Raw genomic sequence first — 1040 nt, forward strand, 5'->3', positions numbered from 1 at the left:
CGGCCGCCTCGCTGGACCGCTGGACCGCCTGGAACACCGCCGCACGCAGATTGCCGGCCACGGTGATGCCGAGCACCACGTCGCCCACCGCCGCGTGGCCGCTGCCGACGCGGGAGACGACGAAAACCAGGGCGGCGGCGTAGCCCAGGCTGTACAGCAGCCACCCGGCCGCCTTCCAGAGCGCGGCCCGCAGCTCGGCGCGGAACCGGGTCCGCGTCGCCGACTCCCACGCCTCCGCCTGCAGCTCCAGCAGCATGGGGGCGGCACCGGTCACCCGGACCTCCTTGCCGGGACCGGCCGTGGTGCACAGCTCCAGCAGGCCGCGCTGCAACCGCACCTGGGCGGCTGTCGCAGTGTGCGCCGCGCGCGTCAGCCGCTGGCCCCGCGAGTCGAACCAGAGCGGGGCGGCGGCGAACGCCAGCAGCAGGAGCAGCCAGGGGCTGATCGACCCCAGCAGCGCCAGAACGACACCGAGCCGCAGCACGTGCAGCACCGACTCGATCGATGCCCAGGCGGAGTCCATCACCTCCCACGACGCGCCGCGCAGCAGGGTCACCCGGTCCAGGAACTCCGGCTGCTCCAGGTGGTCGAGGGTTTCGATGCCGGTGATGCTGCGCACGATGGTGCTGTCGAGTTCGGTCATGCCCCCCTTCTCGGCGGCGACGACGCGCAGGTTGTGGGCACTGCCGAAGACCGCCCAGTCCGCGCAGTAGGCCACGGCCGCCCCGACCGCGCCGACGGCGGCGGCGGTGACGAGGTGGCTCTGGGAGGCGTTCACGGTCGCACGCAGGGCGAGGCTGATCCCGGCGAAGATGCCCACCCCCGCGATCCGGACCCCGAGCGCGGCGGCGGTGTGCCCGGGATCGTTCCGCCAGCACAGGCGCAGCAGCTCGGCCCACACCCGCAGGTAGTCCTTCAGTACCAGCCGGTCCTTCGGGTCCTTCGGGTCGCTCACCGTGCCACCGCCCCTTCCGGCTCGTCCTGCGCGTCGAGATCGTCGTAGCCCGCGGCGAAGCGCTGCGCCTGGATGCGGAACATCT

The 1040-nt window shown here is 73.1% G+C and carries 1 pseudogene; it reads right to left on the reverse strand.

The window, feature by feature from the left end:
• Positions 1–955: pseudogene (locus AOK09_RS36280) on the reverse strand (ABC transporter ATP-binding protein); the annotation flags it as partial.
• Between the last annotated feature and the right edge of the window lie 85 nt (positions 956–1040).

The organism is Peterkaempfera griseoplana (genome assembly GCF_001418575.1).
GTDB lineage: Bacteria > Actinomycetota > Actinomycetes > Streptomycetales > Streptomycetaceae > Peterkaempfera > Peterkaempfera griseoplana.